Source organism: Paenibacillus sp. FSL R10-2748 (genome assembly GCF_038005565.1).
In the GTDB taxonomy this organism is placed as follows: Bacteria; Bacillota; Bacilli; order Paenibacillales; family Paenibacillaceae; genus Paenibacillus; species Paenibacillus polymyxa_B.
On record NZ_JBBOTK010000001.1, the window covers coordinates 269176 to 287228 of the forward strand.

At 46.3% G+C, this 18053-nt stretch carries 18 protein-coding genes; all 18 read right to left on the minus strand.

Annotated elements, in window-relative coordinates; translation table 11 throughout:
- Positions 1–30: 30 nt before the first annotated feature.
- Positions 31–1248 carry an aspartate kinase gene (gene dapG / locus NSS66_RS01210; protein ID WP_013309940.1) on the minus strand — a complete coding sequence of 406 codons (1218 nt, stop codon included), beginning with the start codon at positions 1246–1248 and terminating at the stop codon, positions 31–33.
- 23 nt (positions 1249–1271) lie between these two features.
- Positions 1272–2309, minus strand: coding sequence for an aspartate-semialdehyde dehydrogenase (locus tag NSS66_RS01215; protein ID WP_013309939.1), 1038 nt, complete (start codon positions 2307–2309; stop codon positions 1272–1274).
- Positions 2310–2443: 134 nt separating this feature from the next.
- A complete protein-coding gene (locus NSS66_RS01220; protein ID WP_023988226.1) occupies positions 2444–3037 on the minus strand; it encodes a dipicolinate synthase subunit B in 594 nt (197 codons plus the stop codon).
- The gene (gene dpsA / locus NSS66_RS01225) at positions 3034–3933 is read right to left on the minus strand and encodes a dipicolinate synthase subunit DpsA (protein WP_028542709.1); all 900 of its coding nucleotides are present in this window, start codon (positions 3931–3933) and stop codon (positions 3034–3036) included. Before dpsA ends, NSS66_RS01220 begins: the two co-directional genes overlap by 4 nt.
- Before the next feature lie 184 nt (positions 3934–4117).
- Entirely contained in the window at positions 4118–4564 is a 447-nt protein-coding gene (gene dut / locus NSS66_RS01230) for a dUTP diphosphatase (RefSeq protein ID WP_023988224.1), read from the minus strand.
- The gene (locus NSS66_RS01235) at positions 4542–5807 is read right to left on the minus strand and encodes a M16 family metallopeptidase (RefSeq protein ID WP_028542710.1); all 1266 of its coding nucleotides are present in this window, start codon (positions 5805–5807) and stop codon (positions 4542–4544) included. Before NSS66_RS01235 ends, dut begins: the two co-directional genes overlap by 23 nt.
- Before the next feature lie 66 nt (positions 5808–5873).
- Complete coding sequence (locus NSS66_RS01240) at positions 5874–6878, minus strand: polysaccharide deacetylase family protein (protein WP_179085422.1); 1005 nt, start codon at positions 6876–6878, stop codon at positions 5874–5876.
- Positions 6879–7108: 230 nt separating this feature from the next.
- Positions 7109–9211, minus strand: a complete 2103-nt coding sequence (gene pnp, locus NSS66_RS01245) for a polyribonucleotide nucleotidyltransferase (RefSeq protein WP_023988221.1) — start codon at positions 9209–9211, stop codon at positions 7109–7111.
- Positions 9212–9425: 214 nt separating this feature from the next.
- Entirely contained in the window at positions 9426–9695 is a 270-nt protein-coding gene (gene rpsO / locus NSS66_RS01250) for a 30S ribosomal protein S15 (RefSeq protein WP_007430074.1), read from the minus strand.
- A gap of 132 nt (positions 9696–9827) precedes the next feature.
- The gene (locus tag NSS66_RS01255) at positions 9828–10766 is read right to left on the minus strand and encodes a bifunctional riboflavin kinase/FAD synthetase (RefSeq protein WP_028542712.1); all 939 of its coding nucleotides are present in this window, start codon (positions 10764–10766) and stop codon (positions 9828–9830) included.
- Positions 10767–10824: 58 nt separating this feature from the next.
- Complete coding sequence (gene truB / locus NSS66_RS01260) at positions 10825–11760, minus strand: tRNA pseudouridine(55) synthase TruB (protein WP_053325268.1); 936 nt, start codon at positions 11758–11760, stop codon at positions 10825–10827.
- Positions 11757–12734 (minus strand): DHH family phosphoesterase, encoded by a 978-nt coding sequence (locus NSS66_RS01265; RefSeq protein WP_023988218.1) that lies wholly within the window; start codon positions 12732–12734, stop codon positions 11757–11759. Before NSS66_RS01265 ends, truB begins: the two co-directional genes overlap by 4 nt.
- A 51-nt stretch (positions 12735–12785) precedes the next feature.
- The gene (gene rbfA / locus NSS66_RS01270; protein WP_010346342.1) at positions 12786–13136 is read right to left on the minus strand and encodes a 30S ribosome-binding factor RbfA; all 351 of its coding nucleotides are present in this window, start codon (positions 13134–13136) and stop codon (positions 12786–12788) included.
- Between the two features lie 20 nt (positions 13137–13156).
- Positions 13157–15712: a translation initiation factor IF-2 gene (infB, locus tag NSS66_RS01275; protein ID WP_028542714.1), complete on the minus strand. Its 2556-nt coding sequence runs from the start codon at positions 15710–15712 to the stop codon at positions 13157–13159.
- The gene (locus NSS66_RS01280; protein ID WP_013309928.1) at positions 15705–16028 is read right to left on the minus strand and encodes a L7Ae/L30e/S12e/Gadd45 family ribosomal protein; all 324 of its coding nucleotides are present in this window, start codon (positions 16026–16028) and stop codon (positions 15705–15707) included. The genes infB and NSS66_RS01280 overlap by 8 nt, the downstream gene beginning before the upstream one ends.
- A complete protein-coding gene (gene rnpM, locus NSS66_RS01285) occupies positions 16021–16329 on the minus strand; it encodes an RNase P modulator RnpM (RefSeq protein ID WP_007430067.1) in 309 nt (102 codons plus the stop codon). Before rnpM ends, NSS66_RS01280 begins: the two co-directional genes overlap by 8 nt.
- Positions 16330–16352: 23 nt before the next feature.
- Positions 16353–17450 (minus strand): transcription termination factor NusA, encoded by a 1098-nt coding sequence (nusA, locus tag NSS66_RS01290; RefSeq protein ID WP_013309927.1) that lies wholly within the window; start codon positions 17448–17450, stop codon positions 16353–16355.
- Positions 17451–17550: 100 nt separating this feature from the next.
- Positions 17551–18012: a ribosome maturation factor RimP gene (rimP, locus tag NSS66_RS01295; protein ID WP_013309926.1), complete on the minus strand. Its 462-nt coding sequence runs from the start codon at positions 18010–18012 to the stop codon at positions 17551–17553.
- Between the last annotated feature and the right edge of the window lie 41 nt (positions 18013–18053).

Genomic DNA, 18053 nt, shown 5'->3' on the forward strand with positions numbered 1-18053 from the left:
TTTTTGCAAGTCCGAGCACGGACAATGCACCTATTGATGGAGTTCAAATTTATTATGCAATGCGCGTACAGCCTGCACCATATCTTCTTTTTTAACAAGTACCCAGATCGTCGTGTTGGAATCTGCGGATTGAAGGATCTGTACGTCTGATTCTGCCAATGCCTCCACAATCGTCGCCATAATGCCCGGTACCCCGTTGATACCACCGCCTATGACAGAAACTTTAGCACACCCGGCCAGTATCTTAGGTTCTAGACCCAAACCGTTCAATACTTCAACCGCTTTGCTTCCATCATGATCGAACACAGTATAAACTGCCCCCGATGGAGTTACGTTAATAAAGTCAACGCTGATTCCATGTTCAGCCATAGATTTGAATACTTGTAATTGCAAGTGCTCCAAACCCGGCTTTAATTCAACATTAATCTGAGTGACATTGCCGACATACGCAATACCGGTCACGAAACGGTCTACGATGTCTGCCTGCACGTCTTTAAAGCCTTCCGGGTGGGTAACTAACGTACCTTCTCCTTCAGAGAAGGTAGAGCGAACACGGACCGGGATATTAGCCTGCATGGCGATTTCAACAGCACGAGGATGGATAACCTTTGCTCCCTGATGAGCCATATTGCAAATCTCCGTATAGCTAACATGTGTAAGTGGCTTTGCATTTTCCACAATGCGCGGATCGGCGGTTAATATACCATTCACATCCGTATAAATATCGACCATATCCGCATGTAGAGCAGCACCCAGAGCAGTAGCTGACGTATCGCTGCCGCCCCGACCCAAGGTGGTCATATCACCGTCTGCTGTTTGTCCCTGAAAACCTGTCACAATGACAACTCTGCCTTGGTTCAACTCTTCAACAACACGGTCTGGCTTTATATCCAAAATACGAGCATTGCCGTATTGATCATCCGTAATAAAGCCCGCCTGTGCCCCAGTTAGCACCGTAGCAGGAATACCTTCCTTCTCCATCAGGCTGCATAATGTAGCAGCAGAAATGATTTCACCACAGCACAGCAGTAAATCCCGCTCGCGCTTCGGAAGACTGTCGCCGTTAGACGCCGCCCAATCCAGCAGCGTGTCGGTGGCATAAGGCTCTCCTTTTCTCCCCATTGCCGACACAACAACAACCAATTGAAGATTTTGCTCCAGCTCCCGCTTCACATGTGCCAGCACAAGTTGACGTGCTTCAGGTGTGGACAGCGAGGTTCCCCCAAATTTTTGCACCAAAATACCCATTATTCTTCCCCCATATCGGAACGTTACTCCGCGTTTGCAGCAATAATTTCCGCGATTTGCACCGCGTTCCATGCCGCTCCTTTGAGCAGATTATCGGATACAACCCACAAATTCAATCCACGGCTATTGCCCAAATCACGGCGTACACGCCCCACAAATACGTCAGGTTTTCCAGCAGCTTCGGATGCCAGTGGATAAAGCTGAGCAGCAGGATCGTCCACTAGCGTTACTCCCGGTGCCGAAGCCAGCAGATTGCGGATTTCTTCTAAATCATAATCTTTTTTAAGTTCTACATATACAGATTCCGAGTGACCGTATACAACAGGAATACGTACACACGTTGCTGTTACGTCCACAGATTCGTCACCCAGTATTTTTTTCGTTTCACGTACCATTTTCATTTCTTCCAGTGTATAACCATTGTCCTGGAATTTATCGATTTGCGGGATAGCATTGAAAGCAATCTGATGCTTTACTGGCAACGAGCCTACTGGTAACAGATCAGGCTGAACTTCATCACCGTTAAGAATCGCTGCGCTTTGACGATTCAATTCATCAATAGCTCGGCTTCCAGCCCCGGAAACGGCCTGGTATGTGGATACTATGATACGAGAAATGCCATACTGATCATATAATGGTTTCAAAGCAGCTACCATCTGAATGGTGGAGCAGTTCGGGTTCGCAATAATTCCTTGATGCTCGGCAATTTTGTCGCTATTCACCTCAGGCACTACAAGAGGAGCTGTCGGATCCATTCGGAATGCATTGGTGTTGTCAATGCAAACCGCCCCATGACGAACAGCATGCGGCGCCAATTCCTTACTTACGTCTCCACCTGCACTAAACAAAGCAATGTCGATTCCTTCAAAGCTGTCGGGGGTAGCAATCTCTACTGGAATTTGCTGACCTTTAAAGCTAATTAACGTGCCGGCAGAACGAGGCGAAGAAAGAAATTTGATTTTGTCCACAGGAAAATCCCGTTTTTCCAGCAGATTTACGATCTGTTCTCCTACAGCGCCTGTTGCTCCAACGACAGCTACATTAAACTTTCTATTGCTCATCTGGTGTATCTCCCCTTCTCGACTAAAAAACCATTTTTTATTCTGAAAGCATCCACCGCCAACAAGAAATTAGACTCGATACAATATCGAATCATCTTCTAGGCGAGGGATGCTCAGCAGTTAACTATAGTACTTCATGGGGTCTTGCGTTCCACAATCATCGGCTGAAGCTGTTTACCTTGCAATGCTTCATAAGCAGCCTCGGGAATCAACTCCATGTTAGCTACAAGCGAGTTCGGCTTTTTAACTGGATTGTCCTGTCCGAACGGCACAAAAAAGATATTTTTGGCTACGAGTAATTTGGCGATATTGGCAGCATTTAGACCCAGTCCATCATTAGTAGATATGGCTAAAAGAAGTGGACGACCGTTGCGCAATTGCGCCTTGGCAGCCATCAAAACCGGACTGTCTGTCATCGCATTCGCTAACTTACTCATTGAATTCCCCGTCAAAGGTGCAATCACCAGCACATCGAGTATTTGGGAGGGACCCAGTGGCTCAGCCTCCACAATTGTAGAAATGATATCATTCCCTGTTATATCTTTCAACTGTTTTTGCCAACTTTGCGAAGTACCAAAGCGAGTATCCGTTGTTAGTACTGTATTGGATATAATAGGAATGACCTTCGCACCCTCATCAACAAAGCGCTGTATAACAGGCATTACCTCTTCAAATGTGCAATGTGAGCCTGTAATTGCATAACCTACTGTTTTCCCTTGCCAACTCATTGTGCATCCCCCCGATCAGGATTATCTTCCATTAACAACTGCACCAGCGTATTCGCTATAATGGCACCAGCAGTTTTGGGAGCAACAATACCGGGAAGACCAGGGGCAAGCATAGCCTTGATTCCACGCTTTTCCGCATAACGGAAATCACATCCGCCCGGGGCGGAAGCAAGATCTATAATCACGGTGCTCAATGGCAATTTAGACAGGATTTGCGCTGTGATAATCATAGAGGGTATCGTATTAAAAATCAAGTCAACTCCCTTTGTCTCTTGCGCTAAATCCCTTGTCATAAAAGGCTTCCAACCCATTTCCACGGCTCTCGCTGCATCCTCTGCCCGCCGTACTCCAACCTTCACTCTGGCTCCCAACCCCTGTAGTGCCCTTGCCATGGTAAATCCAGTCCGTCCCATGCCTAGAACCATACAATCTGCACCGTGAATCGTAAAATCGGTATGCTGAATGGCCATCATCAGTGCGCCTTCGGCCGTAGGTATAGAGTTGTATATGGCCACATCATCTCTCTCCAGCAGCTCTACCAGCTTTAACTCATGTCTGGTACAAATTTCTTTTAAGTACGTCCGCGCCATCCCTGTATATACAACACAATGCGGTGGAAGAGCAGCAGCATGCTCATTCAGAAACTGGAGCTTCTGTGCTCCAAAAAGTGCATTTACGTTGCCTTCCTCATCGCATCCCACCACCGGCAAAATCAGTGCGTCTGACGATTCCAGCAGCTTGACAGACATTGGTTCTAGTGTCACTCCTTTGAGTGGTACTTCAAGCTTGTCAAAACCGACCACACTGACGGTAGCATCCATGTCCACACATTTGCGGATTACCTCAAGCTGCCTCGCATCGCCACCCAAAACAACGACGCGTATTCCTGTTAGCATCCGGATCACTCCTTTCCGAGACACGATATGCTTTTAGTCTATGCGAGTGCCCGGAGAGGGGTGAAAAAACACAAAAAAAAGCCGCCCCTTTATGAGGCGACCTTTATTTGCATGCTTACTCTTAAGCAAGAAATTTGAAGATTTTACAAAATAGACATTCGTATATCGCAAACCAACCATAACCTCAGCGTCCTGTATGGCCAAAGCCTCCAGCACCACGCACTGTTTCAGATAAATGGTCTACTTGTTTCAGCTCTACCTCAGGTACAACCTGAAATACCATTTGTGCAATTCGCTCATTGCGCGTAATCGTGAACGATTCCTCGCCCAAATTAATAAGAAGTACCTTAATCTCCCCACGATAATCCGCATCAATCGTTCCCGGTGTATTGAGACAAGTAATACCATGCTTAAGAGCCAGTCCACTTCGCGGACGGATCTGTGCCTCCAATCCCGCTGGCATAGCTATTGCAAATCCAGTTGGAACGAGGCAACGTTTGCCGGGTTCCAGTACCAGATTTTCCTGTACTGCTGCATACAAGTCAAACCCTGATGCAAGCTCTGACATTTTGCGGGGCAGCTCAATATCTTCATTGCCCGCGAGTCTGTTAATTTCCACGTAAGTTAACAAAATAGTCCCTCCTCATATCCTTTACCGCTGAATCACTCGCTCCCACCATCGACAGGGCAAACGGCTCCGAGAACATCCGATCCAGCACTTTATTCACATCATTTGCCGTCACTTGCTCGATATGCTCGATCATTTGATCCAGCGTATAATGCTGACCAAGCATCAATTCATTTTTTCCAAGCCGATTCATCCGGCTACCTGTACTTTCAAGGCTTAAAATCAAACTTCCTTTTAATTGCTCCTTACCTTTACGAAGCTCATTAGCGTCCAAACCGTTGACAGCCACATCTCGTAAAAGCTCCAGCGTCAAATCCAGCACGTCCTTTGTTTGCTTAGGAGCCGTACCTGCATAGATCGTGAACATACCACTGTCCGCATGGGAGCTATGATAGGAATAGACCGAATAAGCCAGTCCACGCTTTTCCCGAATTTCTTGAAACAAACGTGAACTCATGCCGCCGCCGATCGCGTTATTCAGCAAAACCATAGCATACTGGAGTTCGTCACCCGTTGCAAATCCAGGCAGGGATAAACAAATATGATTTTGCTCCGTTGCTTTCTCATGATACAACAGCTCACCGTTAAACGCAGGTACTGTCAGCGGCGAAACGGTTCCATGAATATCAAAATGTCCAAAATGTCGCTCCAACAATTCTACCAAGCGATCATCAACATTACCAGCCACACTGATAACTGTATTGTCGATTGTATAATGCTCCCTCATATAATGGCTGAGATGTGAGCTATCCATAGCAAGCAGGTGATCTTCGGTTCCGAGAATCGGATAAGCCAGTGGATGTTCACCATAGGCCGCGCGAGATACAAGATCATGCACCATATCATCCGGTGTATCCTCGTACATGGAGATTTCCTCCAAAATCACATTCTTCTCTTTTGCCAATTCTTCCTGATCTAGTTTGGAATTAAAAAACATATCAGACAGCACATCAACTGCGATCGGTAGATGCTCATCCAACACCTTGGCATAATAGCATGTATATTCCTTCGAAGTGAAAGCATTAACATTTCCTCCGATGGCATCGAATTGCTCAGCGATTTCCTTAGCGTTAAAACGCTCTGTTCCTTTGAAAAGCATGTGTTCGATAAAATGAGAAATACCGCTATTGTCCGGCGTTTCATTTCGGGAGCCGGTTTTAACCCAGATACCGAAAGAAACAGAACGCACGGTTGGAATTTTTTCAATGACCACTCTTAGGCCGTTTTTGAGTTGAATTCTTTCCACGATTGGCCCTCCTAAACTGAATTGCATACTTAGCCATAATGTTCAATCCTAACAGAAAAAAGACGTTCACTCAACCAGAGCAGGTAGCTGTCGATCAGGGGAAAGTGTCTGACTGACAGTTCCGAGCACAAGTCCCTTACTACGAATGGCATGGATCATGCCTTTGAGAGCAGCCGCTGAGGAATCTGTTGGGTGCATTAATATCAGTGTGCCTGATTCAACCTTACTACTGATTTTGTTAATCACCGATTCCGGTGACGGATGTTTCCAATCTACAGTGTCCAATGTCCACAACACTGTTTTGAGCCCACGTTCTGCTGCTATATCCACCGTTTGCTGATTAAAATCGCCCGATGGAGGGGCAAACCAGTTATTTTTGACGCCCAAAGTTTCTTGAAGAAGCTCTTGTGTCTTTTCAATTTCTTGTGTGGCTCTGGCCCGACTCAGACGGCTCATATTCGGATGAGAGTAAGCATGATTCGAAAGCTCATGTCCTCTTTTTTGAATCTCCTTGGCGAGTTCAGGATTTTTTTTCAGCCAACTTCCATCAAGAAAAAATGTAGCCTTGACCTTTTCCTGATCCAGCGTGTTCAGTATTGGCAGGATAAATTCATTCCCCCATGCTACATTGATCATGAAGGATACCATTGGCTTTTCGGGATTCCCCTTGTAAATTGGAACATTACCAAGCTGATTTAAATGTATTTTAGGTGCCAATTGCCGATATACATATTGAATGGGTCGATCCGGAGATGCAATCGCTTTGCGATAGGTAGCATCCAAATCCACCTCCAGTCCGTTATAGCCTGGAATAGCCTTCCATACCCTGTCGATCTTGGCATCAACTGGTTCCCGCCGCTGACGGGCTGCTTCTGTTCTTAGTCGCTGCATAAGCGCATTATCGGGTAAAGCCGCCATCGCCATCGTTGTTTCAGCTTTAGGCTCCCCAACTCCTGTAGCGTCTCCATTGCGTAATTGATTAGCGAAGTCACGAACCCCGCTAAACTGTCCGATTACCAGTGTGATGGCTAAACTGGCTACCACCCACACTGCTCTTTTTGCCCTACTCATGATTCCTTCATCCTCCCGCCCGTTTGTCCACATTGTATGCGGGGAGGACAAGAACTATGACGCAGTAGCCTCTAGAAGCCTACTTTGGCGCAGCTTGTGCATATGTATGAAAAAAGAGCCAGAAACGTAGCTCTGCCTCTTTCCAAAAGCTTAAACAATGCTATTCAAATCCCTTGTACTGTTAATACGAAAAGCTACTCCTGCCTTTCTAGTCTGCAACATGCAGGTACCTAGGATTTTGCAGGTGCTTCTGCAGTCAGAACAGCCTTACGGGACAGATTGACACGACCTTGTTGATCAATTTCGGTTACTTTCACCGTAATTGTATCCCCAATAGCAATTACATCTTCAACCTTGGCTACACGTTCAGTAGACAGTTGAGAAATATGAACCAGACCATCTTTGCCCGGTAAAATTTCAACAAATGCACCGAATTTCTCAATCCGTTTTACTGTACCGATGTAAATCTCACCGACCACGACTTCCTTTACGATACCCTCAATAATGGAACGTGCTTTTTCATTCATCTCTTGATTTGTGGAAGCGATGAACACACGACCATCTTGTTCAATATCGATTTTCACGCCGGTTTCTTCGATGATTTTGTTGATGATTTTACCACCAGCTCCAATAACATCACGGATTTTGTCCGGGTTAATGTGCATCGTCATAATTTTTGGAGCATACTGAGACAACTGCTCACGTGGCTTCTGGATCGCTTCCATCATTTTGCTAAGAATGAATAAGCGTCCTTCTTTAGCTTGCTTGAGCGCATCCTGTAAAATCTGGCGGTCAATACCGTTAATTTTAATATCCATTTGAATGGCAGTTACGCCTTCCGCGGTACCAGCAACTTTAAAGTCCATATCGCCCAGGTGGTCTTCCATCCCTTGGATATCAGTCAATACGGAAACATGGTCTCCATCCTTGATTAATCCCATCGCTACACCTGCAACCGGAGCTTTAATCGGTACACCTGCATCCATCATAGCCAGTGTACTTGCACAAATACTAGCTTGTGAAGTCGAACCATTTGATTCCAGTACCTCGGAAACCAAACGGATGGTGTATGGAAATTCAGTTTCGGAAGGAATTACTTTGGAAAGTGCACGTTCACCAAGAGCACCATGTCCGATTTCACGACGGCCTGGCGCACGCAAAGGACGAGCCTCACCTACGCTGAATGGCGGGAAATTGTAATGATGCATGAAGCGTTTTGTTTCTTCCAGATCAATACCGTCCAAAATTTGTACATCACCCAATGCACCAAGTGTACAAATGCTAAGTGCTTGCGTTTGACCGCGTGTAAATAAGCCCGAACCATGAGTACGCGGCAAAATGCTAGTGTCGCTTTCAATCGGACGAATTTCGTCAAGCTTACGACCATCAGGACGCACTTTATCATGCGTGATCAGACGACGTACTTCTTCCTTGACGATATCATAGAGAACTTCGCTCACGTCGCTCAAAAGCTCAGGTGTCTCTATGTATTGTGATTCAAAATGGGCAACTGTCTCTTCGTTGACTGCATCAATCGCCTCTTGACGGGCGTGTTTTTCTGCAATTTTAACAGCTTCCATTAAACGTTCAGCTGCATAAGCACGTACTTCACTGTTCACTTTTTCATCAACAGCATGCAGTTTAACCTGCATTTTTTCTTTACCTGCTACTTGCACCAATTGTTCAATGACTGCCACAATGTTCTTAATCTCATCATGACCGAACATAATAGCTTCCAGCATAACTTCCTCTGGAATCTCATTGCCCTCGGCTTCTACCATCATGATGGCATCTTTCGTTCCGGCTACAACCAGGTACAGATCGCTTGCATTCTGCTGTGCAATATCCGGGTTAATCACAAATTGCCCGTCTACACGTCCTACAGCGACTCCACCGATTGGCCCATTAAAAGGTACATCCGAAATGCTAAGTGCTGCCGAGGTTCCGATCATTGCTGCAATTTCAGGTTCGCAATCCTGATCGACACTCATAACCAGGTTCAACACCTGTACATCATTCCGGAAACCTTCCGGGAACAATGGGCGAATTGGACGGTCTGTCAAACGGCTGGACAAAATTGCTTTTTGACTCGGACGTCCTTCACGTTTAATAAATCCGCCAGGAATTTTCCCTACAGCATACAATCTTTCCTCATAGTTTACGGTCAGGGGAAAAAAGTCCAAATCTTTCGGTTCACGGGAAGCGGTCACGGTACAAAGCACAACTGTTTCTCCGTAGCTCACTTTAACTGCCGCATTGGCTTGTTTCGCAAGACGTCCTGTTTCCAGCACCAGCTTTCTTCCGCCGAGCTGCATTTCTACGCGTTGCTCCATGGTATCCCTCCATTTCATTTCATTGTAAAAGTTCTATACATATCCAGTATTTCCTGCGCAGGGCTTATTCATAAGAAGCTAGCAGACAAATCAGGATATGTAATTCAAAAAAAGATTCCTCATTTCAAAAAAGAACCCGGCTGCTGTCCGCCGTCGCCTTAGCAGGGACAAGCGGTGAACAACCAGGCTTCTTTTCTCATTACATGTCTGAAAATTAACGACGCAGTCCGAGACGCTCGATCAACGCACTGTAACGTTTAACATCAGTCTTCTTCAGGTAAGCCAAAAGTTTACGACGCTGACCGACCATTTTCAACAACCCGCGGCGGGAGTGATGGTCTTTCTTGTGCGAACGAAAGTGACTTTGCAAGTTGACGATGTTTTCAGTAAGGATAGCGATTTGTACCTCTGGTGATCCTGTATCGGATTCATGAGTTTTGTACTCCTCGATCAATTGCTGTTTACGCTCTTGAGTCAATGCCATCCTGTTCACCTCCTTCATTATAATCGCCATTAGCCTCGTAGCCGCCGGTGAAAGCGGACAACCAAGCTAAGGTTCATCGTTGTTTACACAACATAAGTCAGTATAACACAGCGCCTGTCTTATGTAAATAAATTAGCCTAACAGCTTTTTAGCCGTTTGTGCGTCATTGCCAATTTGGCTGATCAGCTCATCCACCGAAGAGAATTTGCGTTCAGGGCGGATGTAATGGTGAAGCTCCACAAGCACAGAATTCCCATAAATTTGCTGATTAAAATCAAATAGGTGTACCTCAAACGACGGATTCAGCACACCTTCATGAAAAGTAGGCTTAACCCCTACATTCATTACACCATTTATCCAACGATCGCCTACAAGCGCCCGTACAGCGTATACACCCTTGATCGGAATCACGTAGGTATCATCCAGTTTGAGATTAGCAGTCGGAAAACCGATCGTACGTCCGCGCTTCTCTCCATCCATTACAGTACCTTGGATACGATAAGGACGTCCCAACCAGCGAGAGGCATGTGCTAGATCCCCGTTCTGTAAAGCACGGCGAATGCCAGAACTGCTCACCTTGTCCCCATCCAGCTCGAACGGTGATACGGTGTGTACAGACATCAGCTCTCCTCCCAGCTTACGGAGGGTATCCTCATGCCCGGCTCCCCGGTGGCCAAACCGAAAATCAAAGCCTACTACCGCTGTTCGAATTTGCAATGGAAGCAGCACATCGCTTATAAACGCCTCAGGGCTGACCTTAGAAAATTCTTCGTTAAAACTCAAAATATAAAGTACGTCCACACCCATATCAGCTAGAATAGTCTGCTTGTCCGCAAGCGGTGTTAAATAACCTTCATAATCGCCTTTTTTCATGACTTCCTTTGGGTGAGGATGAAATGTCATGACAGATACCGGCACTTGCTGTTCACGAGCCAGCGCAACGGCCTTACGTATCACGCTTGCGTGTCCCAGATGAAGACCATCAAACTGACCGATCGCCGTGACCTGTGGACGTCCCCATTGCTGCAAAAGCTCATCACTCAATGGATAAGATAACGATACGGTAATCATTATTAATTCACCTGCATTTCACATCATTTGACTAACTTCGTCAAAATTATAGCACAATTCAAGGTAAAAAAACTTTAATGGGAGCGATCGCGTCTGATTCATCCCGACCATATATGCCTAAAAACGTTTTATCCTCTTTATACAAACGGAAGGGCTGGTTGTCCGTCACAGGTGGTGAAATCATATTCAGCGACAGACGTTGGCCTTGCAGAGCCGCAGTTACCTTGGCTTCAGCCACTATATGCTCAGGCATATAGTCAATCGCCTGATCCGTTGTAATAAGTCGCTCTCCAAGACTACCATCCGCTACGAAACGCTCTATCTCTTCGAAAGTCAGACAACGTTCCGCAGGAATTCCCGCAGACATGGTTCGCTCCAGCTTAACCATCGTTGAAGGATATCCTAATTCACGGCCAATATCAACACATAGTGTACGGATATAAGTACCTTTGGAGCATAAGGCACGAAAAGAAATATCCACATACGCCCCCGTCTCCGCGAATCCCGTCATTTCCAACTCGTAAATGCTCACTTCACGACTTTTGCGTTCCACGGTTTTGCCTTCTCGAGCCAGTTCATATAGACGTTTGCCATCCACTTTTAGCGCGGAGAACATTGGAGGCACTTGGGAAATCGTACCAACAAAACGTTTCAAAACCGCTTTGACTTCCACTTCCGTCACCTCTACTGGACGTTCACTCTCTTCCGTGATTTTCCCAGTTAGGTCTTCGGTATCCGTGGCAATTCCTAATCGCAGTGTAGCCCGATATTCTTTGGGCCGCTCTTGCATGTATTCCACCACACGGGTGGCACGTCCCAGACACAAAGGCAAAACACCAGTTACTTGCGGATCAAGCGTTCCAGTGTGTCCGATTCGCTTCATACCTAATAAACGGCGAGCCTTGGCCACCACATCATGAGAGGTAAATCCAGCAGGTTTATAGACAGGTAGAACGCCTTCCCAAGTTGCCTGTTCCTTCTTTATCGGGTTCATAGCTCAGACTTCACCCGCCCTACAACTGTCTCGATGATATCTCCCAGCTTACCCTCGAGACGGCAGCCAGCTGCACGTACATGTCCACCGCCCCCAAATGATTGAGCCAGCGCAGCTACATCAACATTTCCTGCCGACCTCAAGCTGGCCTTGACCGCTTGATCATTAATAACCTTAAAGAAAATGCCTACCTCAACTCCACGAATATTTCTTGGATAATTCACAATGCCTTCCAAGTCCTCATTTACAGCGCCACATTCCGTCATGTCGTCAGGTGATACTACGACCCAAGCAACTTTTCCATCCTCCGACATCGTGAGCGTCTGCAATGCTTTTGTCAGCACCTTCATTTGTGGAAAAGTCATTTCCTCGAGCAATTTCTCGGATAAAGATGGACCATCTACACCGTAAGCAAGTAGCTGTGACACAGTAGACATCACTTTCGGTGAAGTGTTGGAGTAACGGAAACCTCCTGTATCCGTTAGCAACCCTGTATATAAAGCCGTAGCTATTTCGACATCCCAAGTTACTGCGAATTCTTTCAGTAGGTCAAAAAGAATTTCTGCTGTTGCCGCAGCATCCGATTTAATCACATTAACTGTACCATACGCATCATTCGTTGGATGATGATCAATATTCAGGATAATGGCATCTTCCGTAAAAAACTGCTCTGTCAAACCAACACGACGGTAATCCGCACAATCTACACAAATGATCCGGTTGTATTTCCGTTCTGGCGGTTGCTGGCTCATATCCATAATCTCATCGGCATGCCATAAAAAATCCATACGCTTGGGAATAGGTCCCTCATTTAGCATGGTAAATTTCTTCCCCAGACATGAGAGAAGCCAGCCCACCGTTACGGTGGAGCTGACTGCGTCTCCGTCCGGCTGTACATGCGATACGATCAGGTAATCATCATGCTCCAGAATAAATTCCTTCGCTTGTTGAAGCGCCTGTTCATAGGTATGCATTGCCTTCTCCTTTACATTCAGTTCATGGTTCCTTCAGACAAACTAAAAGTTTTATTTTTCATCCTTGTCGATATCACTCAGCAGTTTTTCAATTCGACTACCGTAAGCAATAGATTCGTCAATTTTGAAAATCAACTCAGGAATATGGCGCAGCCGTATCCGTTTGCCGAGTTCAGAACGAAGATAACCGTTCGCTTTGTCCAATGCCTTCAGGGAAGAATTTTTTTGTTCTTCATCCCCGAGCACGCTCAAGTATATTTTCGCTTGGGACAAATCATTTGTAAGATCGACACCCGTTACCGTGATAAAACCGATGCGGGGGTCTTTTAATTCAGTTTGTATGAGTTGGCTTAGCTCCTTCTTGATCTGCTCGCCAACCCGACCTGTACGTATTTTAGCCATGGATGCTCACCTCTCTGCCGTTAGCGCTCCACTGTTTCCATGACGAACGCTTCAATAATGTCGAGTTCCTTAACATCATTATAGCCATCAAGGGTAATACCGCATTCGTAACCTTGGGCAACTTCTTTTGCGTCGTCCTTAAAGCGTTTCAGTGAGTCGATTTTACCTTCAAAAATGACGATGCCATCACGAATCAGGCGTGCTTCTGCTGAACGGGTAATTTTACCGGATGTCACCATACAACCAGCGATCGTACCGACTTTAGTAACTTTGAATACGTTACGTACTTCAGCATGCCCAATCACATTTTCTTTATATTCAGGATCCAGCATGCCCTTCATGGCTTGCTCTATTTCTTCAATGACATTGTAAATGACACGGTGTAGACGAATATCCACTTTTTCAGCTTCCGCTGTAGATTTCGCCTGGTTATCCGGACGAACATTAAAACCAATGACAATAGCATTGGAAGCTGCTGCCAAAATAATATCGGATTCGGTGATTGCTCCTGCACCACTGTGAAGAATTTTAACACGCACACCTTCGACTTCAATCTTGTTCAAGGAACCTTTCAACGCTTCGACGGAACCTTGTACGTCACCTTTAATAATGACGTTCAGATCCTTCATTTCGCCATCCTTGATGTGTTGGAACAGGTCATCCAGTGTTACACGGGTATTACTGCCCAGATCAGATTGGCGTTGCGTGATCGCACGTCTATCAGCAATAGCACGAGCTTTGCGCTCATCCTCAAACACCATGAATGGATCGCCAGCAAGTGGAACTTCTGTCAAACCAGTAATTTCAACTGGAGTGGAAGGACCTGCTTCCTTAAGACGACGACCTTTATCGTTGACCATGGCACGCACACGTCCGAAGCAGTTACCCGCTACGAAAGCATCGCCGACTTTCAGTGTACCGTTCTGAACGAGGATACGGGCTACAGAACCGCGACCTTTATCAAGTTCTGCCTCGATGATGGTACCACGTGCCCGTTTGTTCGGGTTCGCTTTGTACTCATTCACTTCAGCTACGAGCAGAATCATCTCGAGCAGGTCTTCCAGACCCATTCTTTGTTTCGCGGAAACGTTGACGAAAATTGTATCGCCGCCCCACTCTTCAGGTACCAATTCATATTCAGTGAGTTCTTGCTTCACTTTATCCGGGTTGGCATCCGGTTTGTCGATCTTGTTCACAGCTACGATAATGGGCAGACCTGCCGCCTTCGCATGGTTAATAGCTTCGACCGTCTGTGGCATAACACCGTCGTCAGCTGCAACCACGATAATCGTCATATCTGTCACTTGGGCACCACGTGCACGCATAGCAGTAAAGGCTTCGTGACCCGGTGTATCCAGGAAAGTGATTTTTTTGCTGTTAATTTCAACTTGGTATGCACCAATATGCTGTGTAATACCGCCAGCTTCGCCACCGGTTACATTAGTTGAGCGAATGGCATCCAGCAAAGTTGTTTTACCGTGATCGACGTGACCCATAATCGTTACAACCGGTGGACGTGTTTTGAGATCCGCAGGATCATCATTTTCTTCCACGGTTTCAAAACGATCTTCTTCGACAGGAATTTTCACTTCTACCTCGACACCAAAGTCTCCGGCAAGCAAGAGGATGGTATCCATATCCAGTTCCTGGTTGATGGTCGCCATTGTTCCGAGCACAATCAGCTTTTTGATGACTTCTGACGCATCCTTATGAAGAAGCTTGGCTGTTTCGCCTACAGTCATCTCACCACGCACAATAATTTTCTTAGGCGTGTTGTCGATTTTCTCGCGACGCTCCTGTTGTTGACCTTTACCACGATTGTTAAATTTCCCGCCACGATTGCTGCCGCCGCGATTATTGCCTCCACGACCACCGTTACCACCGCGTCCGCCGCCTTGACGGTTATCGTCAAAACGTCCTTGACCGGAACGGTTACCACCGTTGCTGGAGTTACTACCTGTACGGTTGCCACCACTACGGTTCGCATTGTTGCTACCTGTGGAGGATGATGTTCTTACAGCCGTACCACCCTGACTACTTCCCTGAGGGCGTGAGTTAGTGCTTTGGTTACCTTGAGGACGCGAACCTGTGTTACCGCCGGGACGCTGTTGTCCTCCCTGTTGTTGACCATTACTGCGGTTCTGTGTACTTTGCTGACCAGTGGGTCTGCTAGTACTTTGTTGACTGCGGTTTTGACCGCCCTGCTGACTGCTTTGCGCTTTTGGAGCGCTACTTCGGTTACTGTTTTGGTTGTTGTTTGTCCTATTCATACTTACCTGCTTTTCCTGTTGATTTTTGGTTTGCTCAGTTGAATGATTACTATTCTGGCTTGAACCGGCCTGATTCGAGCTTACTTGCGCCGTACCTGCCCCGCCTTGCTTGGCCGCAGCATTGGATTTAATATTCTTAAAAAAACTTTCCACTTTACCTACGGCATCATGTTCCATGACGCTCATATGGTTGTTCACGGGAATATCCAGCCGTTTAAGAATGGTGATAATTTCTTTGCTGCTCATGTTCAACGATTTGGCGTATTCGTATACCCGCACTTTGTCTTTGCTTTCTTGTTTACTCAATATACTCCACCTCCGACATTATCCCCGCATGTTTCTTGATCAATTTCGCGAATCCTTGATCCGTCACAGCCAGCACAACCCGTTCAGGTTTGCCGATACTGCTTCCCAAGCTTTCCCGGTCAAATCCTATCAATAAGGGGATTTTGTACGTCCCGCATTTGTCGCGGAATTTCTTTTGAGTATTCATTGAAGCATCTTTCGCAAGAATGACCAGCTTGGCTTCTGAAGACCTGATCGCTTTATAAACGATCTCATCACCTGTTAGCAGCTTGCCAGCTCTCATGGCAAGACCCAATCCAGACAGCGCCTTATTCATCCTGCACGCTGCCTTGTGCCGCCAGGAATTCTTCCTCGACGGCAGCAAAATCACGACTTAGCTGCTCATAAATATCAGGATGAACCGAGTGCTTCAATGCTCGATCCAGTGCCTTGCTCTTTTGAGCCAGCTTGAAGCAGGCGGCTTTGCCGCACAAATAAGCGCCGCGTCCCGACTTTTTGCCAGTCAAGTCAATCAACACTTCGTCTTCAGGGGTTTTGACGACACGGATCAACTGCTTCTTTGGCATCATTTCATGACAGGCCACACATTTGCGCAAAGGTATCTTTCTCTGTTTCATGCATTAACCCCCCTACACTCCGCTTAATCTACAGAAACGGAATCCTGATGCATTTCATCGGTGGATGTTCTCGGTCTGCCGAGTTCTTCCTCCGCCTGTGTTTCACTCTTAATATCAATTTTCCAGCCCGTAAGCTTAGCAGCAAGACGGGCATTTTGCCCTTTGATACCAATAGCAAGAGAAAGCTGATAATCAGGCACAATAACACGCGCCATTTTCTCTTCTTCAAACACTTGCACTTCGAGCACCTTGGATGGACTCAGCGCATTAGCCACGTATTCATCAACATTATCGGAATAACGTACAATGTCAATTTTTTCGCCACGCAGCTCATTTACAATGGTCTGTACACGTGTACCTCTAGGACCCACACAAGAGCCGACCGGATCAACCTCGGCGTTACGGGAATGAACCGCGATTTTAGAACGGAAGCCTGCTTCACGCGCTACGGAACGAATCTCTACAACACCATCAAAAATTTCAGGCACTTCGAGTTCGAACAAACGCTTAAGCAGACCCGGATGTGATCGGGACAGCATAATTTGCGGTCCTTTGGTTGTGTTTTCTACCTTGGTGATATAAGCCTTAATTCGATCCAGATGGCTAAATTTCTCATTAGGCATCAATTCACCTAACGGGAGAACCGCTTCCACCTTACCAAGATCAATATAAATATTACGTGGGTCTTGGCGCTGTACAGTTCCTGTTACAATATCCTCTTCCTTGTCCACAAACTTGTTGTAGATCAGTCCCCGTTCCGCTTCGCGGATACGCTGGGTCACGACCTGCTTCGCAGTTTGTGCAGCAATCCGTCCAAAATCACGTGGTGTGACTTCAATTTCAGCGATATCTTCCAACTGAAAATGCGGGTTAATCTCACGGGCCGCAGGCAACGAAATCTCGGTGCGAGGATCCAATACCTCCTCAACGATCAGCTTGCGGGCATATACCTTAATGACTCCCGAGTTGCGGTTCATATCAACACGCACATTTTGTGCGGTGTTGAAATTCCGTTTGTAACTGGAAATCAAGGCTGCTTCAATGGCCTCAAACAGCACATCCTTGCTGATCCCCTTTTCTCTTTCCAACTCGTTCATTGCTTCAATAAAATCCATACTCATGGATTACTGCTCCCCCTTTCAAATGATGCACCTGCGTACTGGTCGGCACACGAGGCAAAAAACATGTAGTACATGTCAAACAGCAACAGTCAAATCTGAATTAAAATATGATCGCGAGCCTTGCACCAGCTACCTTGTCATAAGGTATAACATGCTTCTTTTGTCCGCTTTGAACGGTGAGTTCCCCATCTTCAAAAGAAAGCAAACGACCTTCGAATTCCTTCAGACCGTTGATCGGCTCGTATGTAGTAACGAATACGTTTTTGCCTACCGCTTTAGTAACGTCCTCCGCTTTTTTCAGCGGTCTTTCGGCGCCTGGTGAAGACACTTCCAGAAAATATGCTGTAGAAACAGGGTCATTTTCATCCAACTTTTGACCCAGATATTCACTGATCATACTGCAGTCGTCCAGATCAATTCCTCCGTCTTTGTCTACAAAAACGCGAAGAAACCAATTGCTGCCCTCTTTGACATACTCGACATCGACCAGTTCAAAACCATGCTCATCGAGGTAAGGTTGGGCCATTTCTTCTACTACTGATTTGATCTTTGGTGTGCTCAAAGATTATAACCTCCAAAAGTGAACTTTCCTGTGGTGAAAAA